The following is a 4,932-nucleotide window of genomic DNA, read 5'->3' as shown; positions in this document are numbered from 1 at the left end:
GGGACCAGCACCCCAATCGAGGTACTGTTTCACGATCTCAGGGGAGGTGTCTGCCCCGGGGCGTGTTTTCCCCACAAGTTTCACGGCATAGTCCACTACATTATCCGGAACCGGGATGCGCCGGACCAGGTGCTGTATTTCCAAAATCTCCTCTGCAGAGAACAGGGCGTTAACTTCAGGGGTCTCGTCGTTTGTTGTGGCCTTCACCACCTGGATTTCTTCCTCCTGACTGGGGTACCGCAATTCAATCGCAAACATAAAACGGTCTAACTGCGCTTCGGGAAGTGGATAGGTGCCTTCCTGTTCTATAGGATTCTGGGTAGCCAGTACGAAATACGGCAAAGACAGCTCGTGGCGTTTTCCGGTGATGGTCACTGCGCGTTCCTGCATGGCTTCCAGCAGGGCGGCCTGGGTTTTGGGCGGGGTCCTGTTGATCTCATCGGCCAGGATGATATTGGCAAATACCGGGCCTTTGATAAACTGAAACTTACGATTCTGATCCAATACTTCACTACCCAGAATGTCACTGGGCATTAAATCTGGTGTAAATTGAATGCGCTTAAAATCCAGGCCCAGGGCCCGGGCTATGGTATTCACCATGAGTGTTTTGGCCAGACCAGGTACACCAATGAGGAGGGAGTGCCCGCCAGAATATATAGACAAAAGGATTTGGTCAATGACCTCTTCCTGCCCCACAATTACTTTGGCGATCTCCTTTTTCAGGGACTGGTGCTTATCCACCAGGTTTTGCACTGCAGCTACATCCGACATATTGGCTACTCTTTTACCCAGTCATTCGCGAAGTTACAGGACCTGTTGGTCGTACTCACGCTAATGTAGGTATCCTCTATTTTTTCTGCCATCCACTCTTTGATAGCATTGAACTGTTTCTCCTTAAGGGCCAGGTCCTGGATCTTCAGGTAATCCCTGGCAAAATCCGCCTCGTGTTCATCATAGCGGTTGGTTACCTTCAGAATTTTATATTTGGGAGGTCCCCCACGTGGGTCGGGTTCCAGTATGGGGTTCGAAATTTCATTATCCTTGAGGTTGCGCACCTGGTTGTACAAGGTAGGATCCATTTTAGTAAGTTCAAACTTACTGTCAAAGTTGATCGGGTTTCTCAGTAATCCCCCATCAAATTTGGTTTCTTTCTCATCTGAAAAATTCAGGGCAGCCTCGGCGAAGGTATATTTCCCATCTATGATTTGCTGCCGGATCGAATCCAGTTCTATCCGGGCCTTGTCTACCTCTGACTGTGGGATTTCAGGCTGTATCAAAATGTGACGGAGATCCAGCTCCTGTCCCCGTACTTTTTCAATATATATGATGTGAAAGCCAAAAGTGGTTTCAAAAGGTTCTGAAATTTCACCTTCCTGCAGGCTGAAAGCCACATCCTTAAATTCTTTTACAAAGGGCGTTTCCCGGGTCATACTGTAAAAGCCTCCTTTGGATTTGGATCCGGGATCCTGGGAGTAGAGAATGGCCTTAACACTAAAACTGGCATCGTTGTCCTCGATATCCGCTTTTATCTGCCTTAATTTATCAATCGCTTTTTGTTTTTCTATTTCGGGGATCTGCGGAATTTTCACGATCTGGGAAATTTCGAGCTCTGCCCCAAATACGGGGCGCTCGTCTTCCGGGATCTTGCTGAAAAACTGCCGGACCTCCTCGGGGGTCACTTCGATATCGCTTACGATCTTCTGCTGCATTTTCTGGGAAAGCATCTGCAGCTTGTTGATCTCAAACAATTCGGAGCGAAAATCCTCCACACTTTCCTTGTTATAGAAATCAAGCACCTTCTCCATGGAGCCTACCTGCTGGATCAGTTGCTGAATTTGACGGTCACTTGTGGCATTCACTTCATCATCAGAAACCAATAAACTGTCCTGAACGGCCTGGTGGGCGTACATCCGGTCTTCCATCAGCTTTCCCAAAAGGCCACAGCGCGTAATATCCTCAGGTGATGCCCCCTGGTTACGCAGGTCGATCAGCGTTTTTTCAATATCCGAATCCAGGATCACATAGTCCCCGATAACTGCGGCGATACCATCCACCTTAATCCGTTGTCCGAAAGGCTTTTTGTTTACAGATGAAGTGCTATCCGCTTTATAAACAGGTTCCGGCGGTTCTACCTGGGTATCCGGGATGGAATCCCGTTCCTGGGCGATCAAAGTTGTACTCATTAAAAGAGTAAGTAGCAGGGCATAATTAATTTTCCGTACTGCGTTCATAAACTTCAAATGTTTTTTCTTTTGTTGCATCATCGATCAATTCTGTTTCCAGTTGTCGCATAAAATCAAGCTTACGCCGGTTCAGCAGGATCTGCCTGATCGTGGGTTCTACGTAGGAAAGAGGTGCGGTCTCATTCGGCTCTCGCACATCCCTTATTATAGCCAAATATACCCCCGTACTATCCTCCAGTTCAAAAAATTGTGATTTTTTTAAGTATTGGCCTTCGTTCTCATAGGTCAGAGGAGGAACTTCCTCAAGTACGCGTTCTAAAGGTACCCAGAGGGAATCATTGAAGTTGAGTTTGCGGAACTGCACCCCTATGGAGTCCAGGTAATAATGGTCATTTTCATCAAAACGTTTCAGACGCTCCGTTACCTCATCCTTATTCAGGAATTGTTTTGGAAGTTCCACAAACCTCAGCTGTACCAGTTTCTCCCTGAGTTTAAAATTCTCTTTTTCCTTCTCGTAAATATCCTGCAATTGAGAGCTGGTAATGGTGGTATCTTCGGCCTGCAACACCAGGGCCTCCCTGTAGGCGCGTGTGTAGAGATCCATACGGTAATCCGAGACGAGTGCCTCAAACTCCCGTAAGCGTTCTTCAGGCAAGTTTATCTCCGCCTTGGTCAGCAATAGCTGCTTAACTGCCCAGTTATTGATATAGTTGGTAACCAGAGCAGCACTATCCTGAGGTGTGGTGTTTTCCGGCAATAAGTCGGCGATGTCATCTTCATACAGGTACTGCTGCCCTACGCGGGCAATGGGCCTGTTTTCTGACTTTTCTTTAATAAAAGATCCGCAGGAGGCCAGGACTTGGGAAAGTAGTAATGCCACTGCCATCCTTCCCAGATTTTTATTTAAGAATTGATAAGCGTGCATCTGAGCAAAAATAACAATTCAGCTTAGCCTCGCAAATGGCCTGCAGCCTATTAACAGATTTTTAGGGGGTGCATCCGGGTTTTTCGTATCTTAGAGAGAAGATGATACCAACAAAATGAAGTATAGCTGTGAAATTACGGTAGAGGTTCCGAGAGAGGAGTTTGTTGAGAAACTGGACAATCCTGAGAACATGAAATACTGGCAGCGCGGACTCTTGGGCTATACCCTGCTATCTGGTCAGCCCGGAGAGGAAGGAGCCAGGATGGAACTGCAGTATAAAATGGGAAAGCGTGAGATCACAATGATCGAAACGATATTAAAGCGGGACTTCCCAAACGAATTCCACGCCACTTACGATGCCAAGGGAGTTCATAATGTACAACGTAATTATTTTGTTGCCATTTCCCCTGAGCAGACCCTTTGGAGGGCGGAAAGTGAATTTAAGTTTGAAGGCTTCTTTATGAAACTCATGGGATTTTTGATGCCGGGGGCTTTCAAGAAGCAATCGATGAAGTATCTTAGCGACTTCAAGGCTTTTGCAGAAAAAGGAATAAACGTAAATCAATCCTAATTATAACATTTGGAACGAAAGATCAAGTTGATTTGGGACTTCAGAGGCCCTGATGCCAGTGCCGTAGCCCAACACCATGAAGTTCACCTGAAGGAATATATTGCCCATCAGAAATTATCCCTGAACCTTACGGGGCATCAAGACTTGGGCGCCGCACATAGCATTGCCTATATGGTCGTGGAAGAAGCCCAGATGATCCCGGTAAGAGATGCACTGCTCCCCCACCGGGGAGAAGTTTATCAAGAATGAATTATAAAACACCCTACTACCCTTGAGAATCACTGTAATACTCTCCGCTTTTGCCCTGCTTTTGGGTATCACCTGTGAGGAAGAACAAAGCGCAGCGGATCCCCTGATAAGTGTACTTGGCTCCGATGATCCGTATATCAGGCAGGTGATGGATAAGGTGGAGCAACACGAACTTCAGATCATTTATACACGGATCGACCGGCAGGCGGATAGCCTTATCCTTAAGGATTACACCTTCCAGGTAGACGCAGACCGCTACTTTTATCCGGCAAGTACGGTGAAGTTTCCCATGGCGGTGGCCGCTTTGGAAAAACTGAATGAACTGGACTCACTGGACCGGAATGTACGGTACTATATTGAAGGGGATACCGTTGAGAATACCTTTGCCGAGGATATCATTAAAATATTTGCGGTTAGTGACAACCACGCCAATAACCGGCTGCTGGAGTTCCTGGGCCTGGACGACATCAACAACAGGATGATCCGAAGAGGGGTTTCTCCTGTACGGATGGCCCACCGCCTGGGAGTACATTCTGATGCGGTGACTACCAACCCACTTGTGCTGTATCTGGACGACTCCACTACAACGGTTAGCAAACCCATAGTCAACCAACCTCCGGAACTTTTACAACTTAAACAGATAAAAAAGGGAAGGGGATATTATGCACAGGATTCTCTTTATCTGGAACCTTTTGATTTTGGCCTAAAAAACTACTATCCGGTTGCCTCCCAGCATGCCCTGTTGAAAAGGATTATGTTCCCGGAGTATTTTGATCCCGAAGAACGATTTGATTTGTCTCAGGAGCAACGGGATTTTCTCTTGGAAGCTATGCAGATACTACCCCGTGAAGCGGGTTACGATCCCGCGGATTACTACGACGGGTATTGCAAGTTCTTCCTTTATGGCGATTCGCGAGGTCCTATCCCAGACCATATTAATATCTACAATAAAGTAGGCTTCGCCTATGGCACGCTGACTGATTGCGCTTATATCCGTGATGAAC

Annotated in this window: 6 protein-coding genes; 3 read left to right on the top strand and 3 right to left on the bottom strand. The window is 46.9% G+C overall.

Going from position 1 to position 4,932, the window contains the following annotated elements:
• The 3 genes from AC4E7D_RS11610 to AC4E7D_RS11600 all read right to left on the bottom strand — a co-directional run.
• Window positions 1-771: AAA family ATPase (locus tag AC4E7D_RS11610; RefSeq protein ID WP_490173957.1), on the bottom strand; the 771-nt coding region annotated here is incomplete at its 3' end.
• Between the two features lie 5 nt (window positions 772-776).
• Window positions 777-2,183 (bottom strand): peptidylprolyl isomerase, encoded by a 1,407-nt coding sequence (locus tag AC4E7D_RS11605; RefSeq protein ID WP_490173956.1) that lies wholly within the window; start codon window positions 2,181-2,183, stop codon window positions 777-779.
• Between the two features lie 25 nt (window positions 2,184-2,208).
• Window positions 2,209-3,069, bottom strand: coding sequence for a peptidyl-prolyl cis-trans isomerase (locus tag AC4E7D_RS11600; protein ID WP_490173955.1), 861 nt, complete (start codon window positions 3,067-3,069; stop codon window positions 2,209-2,211).
• 154 nt (window positions 3,070-3,223) lie between these two features.
• Here AC4E7D_RS11600 and AC4E7D_RS11595 point away from each other — a divergent pair, with 154 nt between their 5' ends.
• The 3 genes from AC4E7D_RS11595 to AC4E7D_RS11585 form a co-directional block, all read left to right on the top strand.
• A complete protein-coding gene (locus AC4E7D_RS11595; protein WP_490173954.1) occupies window positions 3,224-3,679 on the top strand; it encodes an SRPBCC family protein in 456 nt (151 codons plus the stop codon).
• A 9-nt stretch (window positions 3,680-3,688) separates the two neighbouring features.
• Window positions 3,689-3,928, top strand: coding sequence for a hypothetical protein (locus AC4E7D_RS11590; protein ID WP_490173953.1), 240 nt, complete (start codon window positions 3,689-3,691; stop codon window positions 3,926-3,928).
• A 22-nt stretch (window positions 3,929-3,950) separates the two neighbouring features.
• A partial coding sequence (locus tag AC4E7D_RS11585; RefSeq protein WP_490173952.1) for a serine hydrolase occupies window positions 3,951-4,932 on the top strand: 982 nt, incomplete at its 3' end.

The sequence above is a fragment of the Lentiprolixibacter sp. genome (assembly GCF_982873095.1).
The sequence above is the reverse complement of the archived record's forward strand: the minus strand, read 5'-3'. Positions and strand labels throughout refer to the sequence as shown.